Below are 14437 nucleotides of genomic sequence, written 5' to 3' on the forward strand. Positions count from 1 at the left end.
GTTCAGCGGCGCCGTCCGGCCCTTGATCCTGCCTTTGCCCGCTCCTTCTCCTCGTAGTCCTCGTCGTCCTCGTCGTCGTCCTCGCGGTCCTCGTACGCCTCGTCCTCGTACTCGGCGTCGTCCTCGTCCTCGTACCGCCGGGGGCCGCCTTCCTCGTCCTCTTCCTCGTCGTCCTCTTCCTCCCCCTCCCCGGCTTCGCCTCGGTCCTCGGCTTCGTCCTCGTAGTCGTAGTCGCGGTCGTCGCGCTCGTCGCGTTCCTCGTCCTCGTCGCCCTGGTCCTCGCGCTCCGCCTCTTCGCGCTCGAGTGCGTCTTCGTGGCTGACGACGACCTCGCCGTCACGCACTTCGCCGCGCCAGCCCTCCGCCTCTTCGTCCGTGAGGGTCACATGGCGCTGGAAGTGCTTGAAGTCGAGTCGCAGACGCCGGCCTTGGGCACGCCACAGGTTGCCCGTCTTCTCGAAGAACCCCGAGGGGTAGTACTCCACGACGAGCACGATGCGGGTCAGGGAAGGGGCCAGCTCGTGGAAGCTCACGCATCCGCGGGTGCTCCCCTTGGCGCCCTCCGACGTCCACACGATCCGGTCGTCCGGTACCTGCTCCTGGACCGTCGCCGACCAGCCGCGGGTGGACGGCCCCACCTTGACCTTCCAGTCGGAACTGACCTCGTCCTTCTGGGAGACGCTGCGCACGCCCTTGGTGAAGCCACTGAACGCCTCGTACTTGGTCCAGTGGTCGTACGCCGTGCGTATGGGTACGCCCACGTCGAGGGTCTCGACGATGTTCATGACCTTGGTGTCGCCGGACTTGCGCCCGCCCTTGCCGCCTCCGAGCTTTTCCTTCACCTTGCCCACGATGTTGTCCTTGGTGCTCTTGAGCTTGGCGCCGATCAGGGACTTCATCACTCCGCCGACGGGCAACTTTCCTCCGTTCTCGGCGACGTCGAGAAGCTTGTCCGAGAGGCCTGACACCTTGTCGCCTGCTGTGTCGGCGAGCCGTCCCGCGCGGGCGCCGACGTAGCCGGTGAGCTCCTCGCGCAGCTGGTCCAGGCCGGTACCGGCCTCACGTGTGGATCGCTGATCCGTGCTGGTCATGGCCCTACCTCCGCCGTGTGCCCGACCCGGACGTCGCGTCCGTGCCGGAGGGAACTCGCTTCGCGGACGCCTTCCCGGTCGTGGCGGCCTTCTTCGCGGCGGCCCTGGCGGTGGCCTTCTTCTCGGTGGAGGTCCCGGCGGAGGCCTTCTTCGCCGTCTTTCCGGCAGCGGCACCGCGGGACCGGAGCTCGCCCCGCGCCCCCTTCTGCTGCTTCTCGGGCTTGCGCTCCTCCTGCTCCTCCTCGGGCTCGTCCCCCCGGTCCGCCTCCGTCTCGCGCTGCTCCTTGTCGTCCCCCTCGTCCCGGTCCTCGAGACGCAGCGTGCGCTCGTGCAGCGCGTCGGCCAGCCCGGCCATCTTGCGGTCGGCGGTCGCCGCCAGCGCCTGGCGGCCGGCTTCCATGAGCTCGCCCCGCAGCTGGTCGCCCAGTCCCGCGAGCTGCGGGGCGTCCTTGAGCGTCTTCACGCCCTGGGTCAGCATTTTCTGCGGGTCGAGGCCGGCGCGCCGCCCGGCGAGGTACGTGCCCACCGCGAAGGCCATGCGGCCCTTCTTCGTACGGCCCAGCACGTAGCCACCTGCCACGGCGGCCGCGAGGGCCATGCGGTTGATGTCCTTCATGAGCTGCTCCCTGTGTGACAGGTCCTGGCCCGGCCGCTCGCTCCCCTGCGCGTGCCTCTCAACGTCCATGCCGGTGCGGGCCTGTTGGGGCCGGGAGAGCCGGTAGGTCCACGAGTTCCACAGCGAACCCGGAATATGCCTATATGCTGAAATTGTACGTTTCTGTGCGATGAACGGTCCTGTCGTGGTGAGAAGGGGCGATGACTTCCTCAGATCCCGCCGGACGGCGTCCCAAGATCAAGGCGGCGAGCGTCATGCGCTCCGCGGCGGACCAGCTGGCTGAGCTGCTCGGCCGCCCGCCCGAGTCGGTATCGGCGCTCAGACACACCGAGGACGGCTGGGAGGCCGACGTGGAGGTGCTGGAGGTCGAACGGATCCCCGACACCACGAGCGTGCTGGCCAGCTACCGGGTGACGCTCGACGAGGAGGGCGATCTGGTGGAGTACCGGCGTACCCGGCGCTACACCCGCGGTCAGATCGACCGACCGAACTGAACGACCTTCGAGGGCCCGCTGCGGGCTGTGCGACGAAGGGAGACACCATGACGGTGGTACCGCAAGGCGGAGACGGCGTTGCCAGGGGAGGCGGCGGCGGCTCCGGCACCCTCTACGACGTCCTCGACCTCATTCTCGACCGCGGACTGGTCATCGACGTCTTCGTGCGCGTGTCCCTGGTCGGCATCGAGATTTTGAAGATCGACGCCCGCGTCGTCGTGGCCAGCGTCGACACGTACCTGCGCTTCGCGGAGGCCTGCAACCGCCTCGATCTCGAGTCCGGCAGAAAGGCACCCGCCCAGCTGACCGACGTCGTCGGCGACACCCTCGAGAGCGGGGCGAAGGGGAAGTCGAAGGGGGCGCTCGGTGGCGCGATGGAGGCCGTGGCCGATTCCCTCACCGGCGGCGGCAAGAAGAGGCAGGCCGACGACGACCGCGCCGAACTCGAGGAGGGGACGGACGCCGAGGAACGGGAACCCGTGGAAGAGCGCAGGCCCACTCGGCGGACCTCCCGGCGGGAACGGGAAAGGTAAGGCGGGCGGGAGTGATCCCGCAGTGAGGAGCGACCATGGCCGTGTACGTCTACTCGATCACCGCCGAGGATCATCCGGTCCGTCTCGACGGCGTCGAGGGAGTCGGAGAACCGCCGGCCGACCTGCGAAAGGTGGTCGCCGGGTCGGTGTGCGCCGTGGTCAGCGACGCGCCGGAAGGACTGCGGCCCAAGCGCCGTGACGTCATGGCGCACCAGGCCGTCCAGGAACGCCTCATGGCCGACGGTGCGGTGCTGCCGCTGCGCTTCGGGCTGACGGCACCCGACGACGAAGCGGTGCGGGACGCGCTGGAGCAGGGATCGGCGCAGTACAAGCAGCGCATCGAGGCGGTACGCGGGTGCGCCGAGTACAACCTGAAGGCGTCGCAGGACGAGGACGCGATCCTGCGCGAGATCCTGCTCGAGTCGGAGACGGCCCGGGAGCTGAACGACCGGATCCGCAGGGGTGAGGCGACGCCCGATATGCCGGTGCAGCTGGGCGAGTTGGTGGCCGGAGAGGTGCAGGCGCGGCAGGAGGCGCTGGCCTCGGGCGTCATCGAGGCGCTCCGTCCCCACAGCCGCGAGGTGAGCACCGCGCAGCCCACGGGGGAGGACTTCCTCAATGTGTCCTTCCTGGTGGCCGAGGACCAGGAGGAGCTGTTCCTCGCCACCCAGCTCAGTGTCACCAACCAGTTGGGCGAGGGGTACACGTTCCGGCTCAGCGGACCGCTCCCTCCGTACAGCTTCGTCTGAAGGGCTGATGTGCCATGGGCCTGTTCACCCAGATCGTCACCCTGCCGCTGGCGCCGGTGCGGGGGGTCGTGTGGGTCGTGGACCGGGTGCGGGAGGCGGCGGAGGAGGAGTACTACGACCCCGCGCCCGTGCATCGCGCGCTGGCCGAGCTGGAGGCCCAGCTCACTTCGGGGGAGATCGACGAGGAGACGTTCGACCGGAGGGAGGACGAGCTGCTGGACCGCCTCGAAGAGATCATGGCGTACCGGGCCGACATCGGGCGGTGACGCCGGCCGAGCCACCCCGGTCGGGCTCCTGGCCGCGTCCTGGCGGCCGGGCTGCCGGCCGGGACGGCGCCGTGCACCGCACGCACCGCGAAACGTGAGGTTCCGATCGTGACCGAACCACTCGCCAACCGGACCGGCTCCTACCCTTCCCGGGCCGCGCCGGGCTACGCCCAGGGCTCGTCCTCCTCGAATCTCGCCGACATCCTCGAACGGGTCCTCGACAAGGGCATCGTGATCGCCGGTGACATCCGGATCAACCTTCTCGACATCGAGCTGCTGACCATCAAACTGCGCCTGTTGGTCGCGTCCGTGGACAAGGCGAAGGAGATGGGGATCGACTGGTGGGAGCACGACCCCTCCCTGTCGTCCCGAGCGTCGCAGGACGGCTCGGAACGCTCCCTCGCCGCGGAGAACCGGCGCCTGCGCGAGGAGATAGAAGCACTGCGGCGCGAGAGCTCGCTGCCCGGCCGGGCCGAGGAGCCCCTGGAGGCGCCACGCCCCACCGTGGAAGGCCGGGTGCTCGCGGAGAGCCGGGAAAGCCGGGAACCCGAGGAGCGTCGGGAAAGCAGGCAGCCCGAGGAGCGTCGGGGAAGCCGGGAACCCGAGGAGCGTCGGGAAAGCAGGGAACCCGAGGAGCGTCGGGAAGCCAGGGAAAGCAGGACAGGCAAGGAAGCCAGGGACCGGGGCGACGGCGAGCAACGCAGGGAACGCCGACAACGGCCCGACCGCTCGGATCGTGACGACCGCCCGGCCCCCCGCGCACGCCGCGAGACCCGTGAACGCTCCGACCGCCCGGAACGCCCCGCACGCCGAGGAACCCGCGCCGATGACCGCTGAGAAGACGACTCCTGAGGACACGACCGCCGCCGAGGGCCTCCCGCACGGCGGCGAGGCCGTCACCTACGTCTACGCCGTCGCCCGGGACTCAGCGGCGCTGCGGGAGTCCGCGGCGGAGCTGGCGGGCGTGGGAGGCGCCGCGGTGCGTGTCGTCGCGGGGACGGAGGGCGACGGCTCCGGCGGGGACGGAACCGCCGAGCCCGGGCAGGTGGCCTTCGTCGCGAGTTCCGTGAGCGCGCGGGACTTCGACGAGGACGCCCTGCGGCGCCATCTCGAGGACCTCGAGTGGCTGGAAACGGTCGCGCGTGCGCACCACGCGGTGATCGAGACGCTCGCCGGGGTGACGACGGTGCTGCCGCTGCGGCTCGCGACGGTCTACCTCGACGACGACCGCGCCCGGGAGGCACTGGACGCCGGCCGCGCCGAATTCGTAGAGCTGCTGTCGCGGCTCGAAGGACATGTCGAGTGGGGCGTCAAGATCTACGTGGATGCCCCCTCGGAGCCCCCGCACCAGACGCGGCCGCCACCGCCTCTCCCCGGGCACCGACGACTCCGGCCTCGGACCGGGGCGCTCGTACCTCCGCACCCGCAGGGCGCAGCGGAGCAGCCGTGAGCGGGCGCACGAGGCGGCACGGACGGCGGCGGACCGGATCGAGGCCGCGGGCCACGCGTACGCCACCGACCGGGCACGCCACCGGGTCCAGCAGGGCGAACTGGCCGGCTCGAGCGGCGAGAACGTCGTGAACGACGCCTACCTGCTGCGGGAGGACCGGTCGCAGGCGTTCCACGCGGAGGTGGCGCGGGCGGCGGAAGACCTGGCCGGAGTACGGGTCGAGGTCACCGGCCCCTGGGTTCCCTACTCCTTCACCACGCCACCCGACGGCATGTCCGACGCATCAGGCTCCTCCGCCGCGTCGAGCGCCGAGGACCGGCCGTCGTGACCGGGCCCGTGACCCCCCGCCACGACGACCCGCTCCCGCAGCGGCAGGTCGCCCTGATCGATCTGCTGGACCGTCTGCTCAGCGGCGGGGTGGTGATCACCGGTGATGTGCTGCTCTCCATCGCCGACATCGATCTCGTGCGCGTCTCGCTGCGCGCGCTGATCGTGTCAGTCGACGCGGAGACCCGGCCACTGTGGACGGGACCGGCACCGGAGGGCGGCCTTCCGGATGTCCGATGACGTACGCCCCGACCGGGCCGACCGGGCCGAGCGCCGGGTCGGACCTCCACCGCCCGCCCGGCAGCGGCTCGACGAGGTCGCGGACGCGGCCTCCCGTGCCTTCCGGCTGCTCCCGGCGGCCCCGCAGGACGTCCCTTCGACCACGAGCAGACCCTCGGCGCCCGCCCGGAGGATCCGTACCGACCGGGACACCGTCGAACGCGACCTGATGAAGCTCGTCCTCACCCTCGTCGAGCTGCTGCGCCAGCTCATGGAGCGACAGGCACTGCACCGGGTCGACCAGGGCGATCTCACGGAGGAGGAGGAAGAGCGGCTGGGGTCGACGCTGCTCCTGCTGCACGACCGCATGACCGGTCTGTGCGCCCAGTACGGGCTGACCATGGACGACCTCAACCTCGATCTCGGCCCCCTCGGGACGCTGCTGCCGCCCGGCGACTCCGCCCGGCCGCCCGACTGACCTGCGGGCACCGGACCGGCCGGCTCCGGTCACCGGGCCGCCGTCCCGGGCAGGTCGAGCTCCACGCGCACGGTCTTCCCCACCGGTACGCGGTCCAGCACCTGCCACCGGTCCGCGAGCGCCGCGACGAGCACCAGCCCGCGCCCGGAGTCGGCCAGGTCCGGGGGCACGGTGACGTGTCGCGGGGCCTGCGTTCGCTGCGTGTGTCGGACACCTCGATCCGCAGAGCGCCGGGGGTGCGGGTGAGCCTCAACTCGAAGTCCCGGCCCGGTACCCGGCCGTGCGTCACGGCGTTCGCCGCCAGTTCCGCGACGACGAGCGCGGCCGCGTCGGACGCCTCAGAGCCGTGCGGGACGTCCCAGGCCTGGAGCTGGTGCAGGGCGAGGTGCCGGGCGAGCCGCGCGCCGAGCGGCGTGGAGCTGAAACGCTGAGTGAACACACGTACGGTGCCCGCCTGTTGAGGCGTGATGGGTGGCTGCATACGGCCAACTTGGCGTTCGCGGGCCGTGTTTCCCCAGATCAGACGCCCGTACGCTGAGTCAGCGTACGGGTACGGGGGTGGACGGTACGGGTAACGGGCCGTGACGACGGCCGCGTTGCGGAGTTGAACGGGCACGGCACACGTACGCGGGAGGTGGCCGCACATGACGGAGACGGCGGGCGGGGCGGGCGGATCGAACGGGTCCGCGGCGGAACCGGAGGTGTCCGACAGCCTGAAGGCGTTCGGCGAGGTGGTCAAGGCGTTCCGGAAGCGGGCGCGCCTGACGCAGGAGGAGTTCGCGCCACGGGTGCGGTACTCGCTCCCGACGGTGGCCTCCATCGAGCAGGGCAGGCGCTTCCCGCCCGCGGACTTCGTGGACCGCGCGGAGGAGGTGCTCGACGCCTTCGGGACGCTGAGGGGCGCGGCACGGCACCTGTCGCGACGGCCGGGACTGGCGAGCTGGTTCCGGCAGTGGGCGGGGCTGGAGGCGGAGGCGGTGAGCCTCTACACGTACGAATGCCGCCTGGTCCCGGGACTGTTGCAGACGGAGGCGTACGCGCGGACGCTGTTCACCAATCAGCTGCCGCCGCTCGGTGACGCGCAGATCGAGGCCCAGCTGGCGGCTCGGCTGGACCGTCAGCGGCTGCTGCGGGAGCGGCCGAACACCGCGTACAGCTTCATCCTGGAGGAGCACCTCTTCCTTCGGCGCACGGGTGGGCCGCAGGTCACGCTGGAGCTGATCGACCACGTCCTTGAGCTGGCCGGACTCCGCAACATCGAGGTGCAGATCATGCCGCTCGTGCGGGAGGAACACGCCGGACTGGACGGCCCCATGCAACTTCTGGAGACCCCGGACAACCGCTGGCTCGGCTACTGCGAGGGGCAGAAGAGCAGTCAGTTCATCTCCGACCGGAAAGTGGTCAGCGAGCTCCAGATGCGGTATGCCAGGATGCGGTCACAGGCTCACACCCTGCACGACTCCCAGAGCCTGTTGCGGCAGATGCGAGGAGCGGTATGAGCACCCCCGAACTGGCCTGGTTCAAGAGCAGCTACAGCGGCGGCGACGGCGACTCCTGCGTCGAAGTCGCCCTGTCCTGGCGCAAGTCCAGCTACAGCAGCGGCTCCGGCGACGACTGCGTCGAGGTCGCGGCCTGCCCCACCACCGTCCACGTCCGGGACTCCAAGGTCATCGACGGCCCCCGGCTCGCCCTCTCCCCCGGCTCCTGGACGGGCTTCGTCGCGTTCGCCGCCCAGGGCTGACCCCGTTGTCAGTGGTGCCTCCTATCGTGGTGGTCGTAGGGAGATCACGGCACAGCACCACGGGGGAACCATGTCCGCGACCACCAGCGTCAGCGTGCCCACGCACGCGCTCCATCCGTCCGTCACGCACGAGGCGACCCGGCTCCGGCTGACCGGCCCCGGGCTGCCGGCGGACCACGTGCTGATGCGCTTCACCCCGCTGGCCCGGGCGGGCGCGGTGCCCGTGCCGGATCTGCTGGCCGAAGGGGCGGACCGGGCCGAGCTCGATCCGTACATCGCGGGCCTTGTGCTGATCGGCCACCTCCGGTGCGAGGACGACGACGCCCAGGAGATCGTCCTCGACGGCGCCACGGGGCGGGTCTTCACGATGTATCTCTTCGAGAACTCGCCCGGTTCGATCGACGTGCTCCCGCTCGCGCCGTCGGTCGACGCGCTGGCCCGGTTCCTCGCGCACGTGGACGACTTCCGGGCGTTGCGAGGCAGGTTCGCCGTTCTCGCCGGCCGGACCGGGCCCGACGTGGTGGCGGAGGCCGAGCGGTTGCTGACGGCCGGTTTCGCCGAGGAGGACTGGGGCGACGGCGACTGGGGCAGCGCTGGCCCGCGGTCGGGGTGGGACCACGACATCCCGGCGGTGTGGCGCATCGCCTCGACGATACGGCCATCCGCCCTGATCGCCCGGCCGGGGCGGGGCCTGCTGCTGGACCTGCCGGACGGGCTGCTGGACGCGGAGTTCGGGGCGGAGGAAATGGTCCGCGTCGACGCCGCCGAGTTGCCCGATGCCCTGACCCACGAGCCGACTCGGCGGTTTCTCACCGAGGTGGGTCTCCCGAAGGTGGAGCTCATGTTCGGCCTGTGGGGCGACGAGGACCTGCTGCAGACGCTGGACGGGACGGACCGGCTGATCAGCCTCGGCAGCCTGGTCCACGACTTCGAGGTCGTGATCGACGGGCGCACCGGCCTGCTCTCGTACCACGAGTACGGCGCCGACACGACGACTCCGGTGAACGCCGACATATCGACGCTGGCGTTCACGGTGTGGATGTTCAACCGCGAGCAACGGCTCGACCAGGAGCACGACTTCACCCAGGACTTCTACCACCAGCTCGCCGACACCATGATCGAGGTCCTCGCATCGGTCGACCCCGTGGCCTGCCTGCCGGCGCAGGACGCCGACGACTACCGCTACTGGCCGGAGGTGTTCCACGACGAAGCGGGCGGCGTCCTCTGACGCCCCTCTGCGCCAGGGCGGGGGAACCGCGCGCGCCGGCCGACCGGATCAGGCGGGCGGCGCGAGCGCGAAGCACACGCAGACGATGGCTGTCCCGTCGTCGACGGCCTGGCCGACGCTCTCCCAGTAGGCGATGTGCCCGGCACGCCACTCCGCGAGATCGGCGTCCCCCTCGCCCTCCGCCCGGGCGAAGTCCCAGGGGACGGAGCCCAGTGGCATGACGTCCACGGATTCCACGACCACTTCGGTCACCCGCTGCCCGTCGCTGCCGACCAGGACCAGCCGCTCCCCCACCGTCTCCGGCTCCTCGCCCTCGGCCCGGTAGTCGGCCTCCAGCAGCCCCGCCGTGGCCCGCTTACGCCCCGCGAGCACCAACGCGTTGAGCCGGTCACGCAGTTCACCGGGAACGCCGAGATCCAGCGTCCGCAGTCCGTCGATACGTGGCCACATGATCACGATGCTATCGCCGCCTCGGCCGGCCCGGCCGCCGGCGCCTGTTCCCACCGACGCACTGGCGCGTCCGGTCCGCCGCCGCCCCGGCGAACGGCCGTCGCGCCCCTGGGAGCCCTCACGTCAGGCGGAAGACCGGACCCCGGGGCGTGAACGGCAAGGACGCGCCCTGCGGGATCAGGAAGGCATGCTCGCGGCGGATGCGCAGTGTGTCGCACCAGCCGTCGGTGATGACCAGGACCGGTGCGCTCGCCGGGAAGTCGCCGGCCCGGTGGAGCAGGTCGATGCCCGGCTGAAGCACCGTCCCGCCGCGTCCCCTGACCCGTACCCGGCCGGCGATCTCCACCGGCGGCAGGTATCCGGCGTCGTACGCCGCCGCGTCGCAGAAGACGACGCGGGCGGCCGGCACGTCACGGGCCTCCGCGTACGAGGCGATGGCGCCGAGCGCCTTGCCGAGCAGCGCGCTGTTCATCGACCCGGAGGTGTCGAGGACGACGCCGAAGGTGCAGCGGGGGACCTCTTCCTGCGGGAAGTACCGCCCGGCGCGAGGGATGTCGGGGGTGGAGGCCTGCCGCCGGGCCGGGCGGGAGTAGGAGCGGACCGGCTCGGGCCGGGGCACGTACTCGTCGAACCAGCGGGCGAGCCGCGCGTCCCACGGCACGGGCGGATGGGCCAGCGCGCGGATCTCCTGCACCAGCCCGGCGGGCAGCAGGCCGCGTTCCCCGTACTGGTGCAGGTCGAAGCCCTGGACGAGACCGCGCCGGTAGAAGTCGTCCAGGTCGGCGTAGGGGCGGGAGGCAGCGTGCGGCAGCGGGTCGCCGAGGATGTCACCCACGCCCTTGCCCCGCAGGGTCGCGAGCCTGCGGCGGCGGCGCAGATCGGTGGCGATGCGGTCGTAGACCTCCTCCACCGACAGGTCCTTCAGCTCCGTGTCGTACAGCAGCCCCTCGGGCATCTCGCCGACGCGCATCTCCACCAGCCAGCCGTTGACGACGAAGTCGGCGGCGACGTTGAAGAGCAACGGGTCGCGCATGCCGCGGCGTTCACCGTGCCGCAGGGCGGCGTGCAACATCTCGTGGGCGAGGATGAACCGCCACTGCTCGTCGGTGAAGGTCCGCAGCGGATTGACGTAGATCTCGCCCGCGGCGGAGCTCACGGCGGCGACGGAGATGTCCTGCACACGAGCGAGTTCGGCGTCCGCGACGACGGTGAGGCCGGCCGCGATCCCGCCGAGCAGCGGGTAGGAGGAGACGAACCAGTTCAGCGCCCGGTCCCAGGGCCGCTGCGGCAGACGCTCGCCGGTGACCCGGTCACGCCGGCCGCCCGCCACGTCCATGGCGGCGGAGACACTGCGGGTGAGCGCGTGCGCGAAGGCGGTCTCCCAGTCCGGTACGGCGGTGTTGTCCCATGCCCGCCAGGTGGTCAGGACCTGGTCGGGGTGCTCGCCCGCGGTGCCGCAGTGCCGGTAGGCGGCGGGGATGCCGTCGCGGCGCCAGCGTGCCGCGAGCAGTTCCTCGTCGCCGCCCGGGTACGTCTCGGGGGCGTCACCGGGAGGGCTGCCCACCGGGAAGGTGAGCAGGAAGCGGTTGACGACCGTGCAGCGGGCCGCCAGGTCGTACCGGTCGGGCTGCTCTCGGAGCCTGTCCTTGGCCGCCGGCACATGGCCGAAGCCGAGGTGCAGCAGGCAGTGCGCGAGCGTCCAGGCCCACTCCTCGGGACGTGCCCGCTTGGTGGGGTGGACGTGGACGACGCCGTTCGAGTCGACGGCCGCCAGCCCGCCGGCCGGGGTGGCGGCGCACTGGCCCTGCCGGCAGAAGTCGGCCTCGACGGCGGCGAAGGCCGGATTGCGCTTGACCATGGCGAGCCCCGCCGCGAACGCCTCGGTGGCGGGGTCGTGCTTGTCGCCCTTCTTAGCGGCGCCCTTCTTCCCGGCGGCGGCTTTCATCGCCGGGCCTCGACCAGCCGCGGCATGTCGCGTGCGGCCTCGACGAGGAACCAGGAGGGCAGCACCGGCTGCCCGTCGGCGTCGTCGGCGATGACGGTCTGGGCGACCTCGACGGAGATCTCCGCCAGCTGCACGAGCAGCGACTTGGAGCGGTAGACGGTCTGCCGCAGCGAGGGCGACACATGTTCCTTCTGCCGGGGGAGCTCCTTCACCAGCCGCCCGCGGAACGCCTCCGCCAGGTAGTAGAGCAGGTCCCGGTCCTCGAGCCGCGAGGGCCACGAGGCGTCGCCCTTGAGGATCGCCTCGATGCCGAAGGTGTGGCGCACGATCTTCGCGTAGCCGCAGAAGGAGACGGCGTGCGCGGGCGTGAGGGTGCCGTGCACGACGACCTTGAGGGTGTTCTCGTCGATGCCCGGTCCGAAGGAGTGCAGCGCGTCGGACAGCATGTGCCAGGAGCGGGGCGTGGAGAACGGCTCCTCCGTCTTCGGCGGTGCCGACCAGAGGTGGTCGGGCCGGTCGGTGAGATAGTCGGTCACCCACGGGTGGATGCCGTGCTCGCCCGCCCAGACCAGCCAGTCCGCCGCCGACGCCTGAAGATGGACGTGCGTGAGCCGGTTGACCAGCGCGGACGCGATCGGCCTCGCCAGCGCGTTGTCCGTGGCCCGGTTGCCGGCCCCGATGACGATGGACCCGGCGGGCAGCTCGTACGCCCCGATCCGGCGGTCCAGGATCAGCGAGTAGAAGGCCTTCTGGACGTCGGGACTCGCGGCGTTGAGCTCGTCGAGGAACAGGCAGTACGGCTCGTCCCGGGCGATGGCCTCCGGCGGGCAGAACACGGACCGCCCGTCGCGGATCTGCGGCACCCCGATCAGGTCCTCCGGGGCGAGCTGCGTCCCCAGCAGGCTCACGCACTCCAGTCCCAGCGAGTCGGCGAACCTCCGCACCAGCGACGACTTGCCGATCCCCGGCGCTCCCCACAGGAACACGGGCCGCACGGTGGCGAGCCCGAGCAGCAGTTCGGGTATCTGGGCGGGGGTGACGGTAACGGCTGCCTGCACGCGGAGGTGTTCCTTCGGGGCTCGGAAGATCGGGCCCGCCCAGTGTGAGCGGCCCCGACGCCTCGCCGCAGCCCAATTTCGCCCGCGCGCCCGCCCGTCCGCCCGTGCGTCACGGCGTTTCGACGCCTCGTGACGTCGGACCCGCACGACACGGGTACGCCCAGCGTCCCGACCCGGCCGAGAGTTTCATCGCCACCGGGCATCCGGCCGTCGCCGGTCGCCCGGCCCACTCGGGGCGGCTCATGCCCGGCGTTCCCCGGCCGCGGAGGCCGGCTGTGCGGGGACTGCAAGCGGGACGCGCCGTGGGAGGAGGAGCGGCGTGGCCAGGACGAGAAGACCGGCGATCGCGATCGCGGTGCGAGGGCTCGTGACGGCGGCCAGCAGGCCCCACAGCCCGGTCAGGGCCGCGATGGTGGCCTTGCTGGTGACCGACCACGCGGACAGGGTGCGCGCCACCCGGTCCGACGGGGTCCGTTCGAGCCGGCAGGTGGCGAACACCGGGTTGAAGACGCCCATGCAGGCGATCAGGCCGAACTCGACGGCCATCACGAGCACGAGCCCCACGACGCCGGGGCCGACGAAGGCGAGCCCGAGTGACCAGCACGCTCGCAGCGTCCCGGCGGTGAGCAGGACCCTGTACTGCCCGAACCGCGCGACGAGTCCATGGGCCAGCCGGGAGCCGATCAGGCCGCCGACGCAGGGCACCGCGAACGCAAGGCCGTACTGCCACGGCGTGAAGCCGAGCCGGCCGACCATGAGGACGGCGAGCAGCGGTGAGGTCGCCATGATCAGGCCGTTGACGAGGGTGGTGTTGAGGAACAGCGGGCGCAGTACCGGGTCGGAGAGGATGTGACGCCATCCGGCGAACAGGTCGGCTCCACGGAGCCGTGGCGATGCGCCGGTGCGCGCGGGTGGGGGTTCGCCGCCTCCGATCGCACGGATGCCCAGTGCCGAGAGCAGGTAGCTGACCGCATTGGCCGCCAGGGACGTCACCGGGCCGAACAGGCCCATCACGGCCCCGCCGAGCGGCGGTCCGACGATCGTGGCGGTCCATGTCGTGGCTTCCAGCCGCCCGTTCGCGACGAGCAGGTGCCGCGGCTGTACCAGCGCCTTCAGGCACGCGCCGGCGGCCGCGCTGAACGTGATGTCCGCCGCGGCGGCGATGACGGACACGACGAGAAGCTGGGCGAGACTGAGCGCTCCGAGCGCGTACGCGACGGGGATGCTCATCAGGGCCGTGAACCGGAGCAGGTCCATGGCGATCATCACCGGCCGTTTGCGGCGGAACTCCACCCACGGCCCGAGCGGCACCGCGACGGCCACGCCCACCGCCAGTCCGGCGGCCGCCAGGAGAGACACCTGCGTGGGACCGGCGTCCAGGGCCAGGATCGCGATCAGGGCGAACGCGTCGAACGCCAGCCACGTGCCGAACGTGCTGACCCCGTACGCGGCCCACAGCCACCCGAACCGACTCCCCAGGGACTGCCGCCCGGCCCCCATACCCCGCTCCCCCCGCTCTCCGTCGCTTCGGCCGGGTCCGTGCCCGTCGGTCGGTCGCCCCGCGCACAGCACAAGGTACGTCGCCTCGGCCCGGTGCATGCCGGTGAGCACGGTCACCGACTCCGTCGCGTGGGAATGGCGTCATGCCGCCGGCGTGATCTCGCGACAGCCACCGCCGGGGGCCGGACATCACACCGGCCGGGCCGGTTGTGGGACCTACGTGAACGGTCAACTCCGACGTCAGGCTGGTCCATGGGAAGGACGCCGACGGAGCGACGCGCTACCGCGTGTA

The 14437-nt window shown here is 71.5% G+C and carries 16 protein-coding genes and 3 pseudogenes; 12 read left to right on the forward strand and 7 right to left on the reverse strand.

The window, feature by feature from the left end; genetic code table 11:
• Positions 1-2: 2 nt before the first annotated feature.
• Together GLX30_RS07985 and GLX30_RS07990 are read right to left on the reverse strand one after the other, a co-directional pair.
• A complete protein-coding gene (locus GLX30_RS07985) occupies positions 3-1091 on the reverse strand; it encodes an SRPBCC family protein (RefSeq protein WP_159685328.1) in 1089 nt (362 codons plus the stop codon).
• 4 nt (positions 1092-1095) lie between these two features.
• Entirely contained in the window at positions 1096-1707 is a 612-nt protein-coding gene (locus GLX30_RS07990; protein ID WP_159685330.1) for a histone protein, read from the reverse strand.
• A gap of 200 nt (positions 1708-1907) precedes the next feature.
• On the opposite strand from GLX30_RS07990, the gene GLX30_RS07995 reads away from it, so the two are divergent.
• The 9 genes and pseudogenes from GLX30_RS07995 to GLX30_RS08030 all read left to right on the forward strand — a co-directional run bounded on the left by GLX30_RS07995 (position 1908) and on the right by GLX30_RS08030 (position 6223).
• Entirely contained in the window at positions 1908-2201 is a 294-nt protein-coding gene (locus tag GLX30_RS07995) for a gas vesicle protein (RefSeq protein WP_159685333.1), read from the forward strand.
• A gap of 47 nt (positions 2202-2248) precedes the next feature.
• Positions 2249-2734, forward strand: a complete 486-nt coding sequence (gene gvpJ, locus GLX30_RS08000; RefSeq protein ID WP_208545388.1) for a gas vesicle protein GvpJ — start codon at positions 2249-2251, stop codon at positions 2732-2734.
• 35 nt (positions 2735-2769) lie between these two features.
• The gene (locus GLX30_RS08005; protein ID WP_159685336.1) at positions 2770-3483 is read left to right on the forward strand and encodes a GvpL/GvpF family gas vesicle protein; all 714 of its coding nucleotides are present in this window, start codon (positions 2770-2772) and stop codon (positions 3481-3483) included.
• 14 nt (positions 3484-3497) lie between these two features.
• Positions 3498-3749: a gas vesicle protein GvpG gene (locus GLX30_RS08010; RefSeq protein ID WP_159685338.1), complete on the forward strand. Its 252-nt coding sequence runs from the start codon at positions 3498-3500 to the stop codon at positions 3747-3749.
• A 108-nt stretch (positions 3750-3857) separates the two neighbouring features.
• Positions 3858-4196, forward strand: a pseudogene (locus GLX30_RS35105) (gas vesicle protein); the annotation flags it as partial.
• A 379-nt stretch (positions 4197-4575) separates the two neighbouring features.
• A pseudogene (locus tag GLX30_RS36095) lies at positions 4576-5025 on the forward strand (GvpL/GvpF family gas vesicle protein); the annotation flags it as partial.
• A 49-nt stretch (positions 5026-5074) separates the two neighbouring features.
• Positions 5075-5527: a GvpL/GvpF family gas vesicle protein gene (locus tag GLX30_RS36100; protein ID WP_347879698.1), complete on the forward strand. Its 453-nt coding sequence runs from the start codon at positions 5075-5077 to the stop codon at positions 5525-5527.
• Positions 5524-5766, forward strand: a complete 243-nt coding sequence (locus GLX30_RS08025; RefSeq protein WP_159685343.1) for a gas vesicle protein — start codon at positions 5524-5526, stop codon at positions 5764-5766. The genes GLX30_RS36100 and GLX30_RS08025 overlap by 4 nt, the downstream gene beginning before the upstream one ends.
• Entirely contained in the window at positions 5756-6223 is a 468-nt protein-coding gene (locus GLX30_RS08030) for a gas vesicle protein K (protein WP_159685345.1), read from the forward strand. The genes GLX30_RS08025 and GLX30_RS08030 overlap by 11 nt, the downstream gene beginning before the upstream one ends.
• Before the next feature lie 29 nt (positions 6224-6252).
• Here GLX30_RS08030 and GLX30_RS08035 read toward each other — a convergent pair.
• Positions 6253-6704: pseudogene (locus GLX30_RS08035) on the reverse strand (ATP-binding protein).
• Positions 6705-6867: 163 nt separating this feature from the next.
• Here GLX30_RS08035 and GLX30_RS08040 point away from each other — a divergent pair.
• The 3 genes from GLX30_RS08040 (at position 6868) to GLX30_RS08050 (ending at position 9192) form a co-directional block, all read left to right on the forward strand.
• Positions 6868-7722 (forward strand): helix-turn-helix transcriptional regulator, encoded by an 855-nt coding sequence (locus GLX30_RS08040; protein WP_159685348.1) that lies wholly within the window; start codon positions 6868-6870, stop codon positions 7720-7722.
• Positions 7719-7964, forward strand: a complete 246-nt coding sequence (locus GLX30_RS08045; protein ID WP_159685350.1) for a DUF397 domain-containing protein — start codon at positions 7719-7721, stop codon at positions 7962-7964. Before GLX30_RS08040 ends, GLX30_RS08045 begins: the two co-directional genes overlap by 4 nt.
• A 70-nt stretch (positions 7965-8034) precedes the next feature.
• On the forward strand, positions 8035-9192 hold the full coding sequence (locus GLX30_RS08050; protein WP_159685353.1) for an SUKH-4 family immunity protein: 1158 nt from the start codon (positions 8035-8037) through the stop codon (positions 9190-9192).
• Between the two features lie 48 nt (positions 9193-9240).
• Here GLX30_RS08050 and GLX30_RS08055 read toward each other — a convergent pair whose 3' ends face one another.
• From GLX30_RS08055 to GLX30_RS08070, 4 genes are all read right to left on the reverse strand, one after another.
• On the reverse strand, positions 9241-9642 hold the full coding sequence (locus GLX30_RS08055; protein ID WP_159685355.1) for an ASCH domain-containing protein: 402 nt from the start codon (positions 9640-9642) through the stop codon (positions 9241-9243).
• 118 nt (positions 9643-9760) lie between these two features.
• On the reverse strand, positions 9761-11587 hold the full coding sequence (locus GLX30_RS08060; protein ID WP_159685358.1) for a hypothetical protein: 1827 nt from the start codon (positions 11585-11587) through the stop codon (positions 9761-9763).
• A complete protein-coding gene (locus GLX30_RS08065; protein WP_159685360.1) occupies positions 11584-12645 on the reverse strand; it encodes a MoxR family ATPase in 1062 nt (353 codons plus the stop codon). Before GLX30_RS08065 ends, GLX30_RS08060 begins: the two co-directional genes overlap by 4 nt.
• A 240-nt stretch (positions 12646-12885) precedes the next feature.
• Entirely contained in the window at positions 12886-14145 is a 1260-nt protein-coding gene (locus tag GLX30_RS08070) for an MFS transporter (protein ID WP_159685363.1), read from the reverse strand.
• Positions 14146-14437: the final 292 nt, after the last annotated feature.

Source organism: Streptomyces sp. Tu 2975, assembly GCF_009832925.1.
Classification (GTDB): Bacteria; Actinomycetota; Actinomycetes; order Streptomycetales; family Streptomycetaceae; genus Streptomyces.

What these genes read in the sequence shown, in the direction of transcription:
- GLX30_RS07985 (WP_159685328.1), bottom strand. Translation starts at nt 1,091, where the DNA reads ATGACCAGCACGGATCAGCGATCCACACGTGAGGCCGGTACCGGCCTG.
- GLX30_RS07990 (WP_159685330.1), bottom strand. Translation starts at nt 1,707, where the DNA reads ATGAAGGACATCAACCGCATGGCCCTCGCGGCCGCCGTGGCAGGTGGC.
- GLX30_RS07995 (WP_159685333.1), top strand. Translation starts at nt 1,908, where the DNA reads ATGACTTCCTCAGATCCCGCCGGACGGCGTCCCAAGATCAAGGCGGCG.
- gvpJ (WP_208545388.1), top strand. Translation starts at nt 2,249, where the DNA reads ATGACGGTGGTACCGCAAGGCGGAGACGGCGTTGCCAGGGGAGGCGGC.
- GLX30_RS08005 (WP_159685336.1), top strand. Translation starts at nt 2,770, where the DNA reads ATGGCCGTGTACGTCTACTCGATCACCGCCGAGGATCATCCGGTCCGT.
- GLX30_RS08010 (WP_159685338.1), top strand. Translation starts at nt 3,498, where the DNA reads ATGGGCCTGTTCACCCAGATCGTCACCCTGCCGCTGGCGCCGGTGCGG.
- GLX30_RS36100 (WP_347879698.1), top strand. Translation starts at nt 5,075, where the DNA reads ATGCCCCCTCGGAGCCCCCGCACCAGACGCGGCCGCCACCGCCTCTCC.
- GLX30_RS08030 (WP_159685345.1), top strand. Translation starts at nt 5,756, where the DNA reads ATGTCCGATGACGTACGCCCCGACCGGGCCGACCGGGCCGAGCGCCGG.
- GLX30_RS08040 (WP_159685348.1), top strand. Translation starts at nt 6,868, where the DNA reads ATGACGGAGACGGCGGGCGGGGCGGGCGGATCGAACGGGTCCGCGGCG.
- GLX30_RS08045 (WP_159685350.1), top strand. Translation starts at nt 7,719, where the DNA reads ATGAGCACCCCCGAACTGGCCTGGTTCAAGAGCAGCTACAGCGGCGGC.
- GLX30_RS08050 (WP_159685353.1), top strand. Translation starts at nt 8,035, where the DNA reads ATGTCCGCGACCACCAGCGTCAGCGTGCCCACGCACGCGCTCCATCCG.
- GLX30_RS08055 (WP_159685355.1), bottom strand. Translation starts at nt 9,642, where the DNA reads ATGTGGCCACGTATCGACGGACTGCGGACGCTGGATCTCGGCGTTCCC.
- GLX30_RS08060 (WP_159685358.1), bottom strand. Translation starts at nt 11,587, where the DNA reads ATGAAAGCCGCCGCCGGGAAGAAGGGCGCCGCTAAGAAGGGCGACAAG.
- GLX30_RS08070 (WP_159685363.1), bottom strand. Translation starts at nt 14,145, where the DNA reads ATGGGGGCCGGGCGGCAGTCCCTGGGGAGTCGGTTCGGGTGGCTGTGG.